The organism is Oleiphilus sp. HI0125 (assembly GCF_001635355.1).
Genome location: NZ_LWGF01000029.1, coordinates 1 through 909 on the forward strand (window position 1 = coordinate 1; position 909 = coordinate 909).

At 42.0% G+C, this 909-nt stretch carries 2 protein-coding genes; both read left to right on the forward strand.

Annotated elements, in window-relative coordinates; genetic code table 11:
• The first annotated feature begins 171 nt into the window (after nucleotides 1-171).
• Nucleotides 172-717: a glutathione peroxidase gene (locus A3762_RS00680; protein ID WP_068753631.1), complete on the forward strand. Its 546-nt coding sequence runs from the start codon at nucleotides 172-174 to the stop codon at nucleotides 715-717.
• A gap of 18 nt (nucleotides 718-735) precedes the next feature.
• Nucleotides 736-909, forward strand: a 174-nt coding sequence (locus tag A3762_RS25575) for a dihydroneopterin aldolase (protein WP_197468903.1), incomplete at its 3' end; no start/stop codon positions are given.

The window sequence follows — 909 nt, forward strand, 5'->3', positions numbered from 1 at the left end:
TAACCAACGAGGTCTCTTGGGTAGGTCATTGAACTCTCTCTTTTGATCAAAATGAAAGCATGAATAATAATCTGACCACTCGGTCAACTCAATACTTAGATACATTTAGGTAAACCAAAGCTTACTATGTCGCGTATGAACCATCACTAAACAACTGAAGAGTAGTCTTGAATGACACGATCAGCACGCACAATTTTATGTTTCTTAACATTAGCTTTTGTGAGTCAGAACAGTTCTGCTGACGCTTGCCCAGAATGGTTGAATATCGATATCGGTAAACTTCACAGTCAAGAAACATTTAACCTGTGCGAGATCACTTCCGGAAAAAATGTTTTAATTGTTAATACGGCAAGCCACTGTGGATTTACACCGCAATTCAAGGAGTTGCAGGCCCTCTACGAAAAGTACGAGAATCAGAATTTCACAGTCATTGGATTTCCCTCAAATAGTTTTCGACAGGCTGCTAAGTCTGAGGAAAAAGCAGCCGAAGTGTGTTTCGTCAATTTTGGTGTAAAATTCACAATGACAGAGACGGTTGATGTTCGCGGCTCAAGTGCTCATCCGGTGTTCAAAGAATTGAGCGCCCAAAGTTCTGAGCCAAGATGGAACTTCAACAAATATTTAGTTAACACCCAAGGCGAAGTCGTAGAAGTTTTTGGCAGTTCCGTGAGGCCAAACGCAGCTGTGCTTTCACGTGCGATCGACAACTTACTTTAAACTGACATAGAGATTCGAATGAGCTCATCAGACACAAGTCAAGCGATTATCAACATTACCAACCTCCGGTTGAGAACATTTATTGGCTTTAATCAGGAAGAAAAAGAGAAGCAACAAGATGTCGTGATCAACGCTGAGATCCATTACCCAGCTAGCAAACTGTGCTTAAGCGACAGCGTAGACGACGCCCTG

Bases quoted from the DNA above. Each gene is read 5' to 3' on its own strand.
- A3762_RS00680 (WP_068753631.1), top strand. From the start codon at position 172: ATGACACGATCAGCACGCACAATTTTATGTTTCTTAACATTAGCTTTT.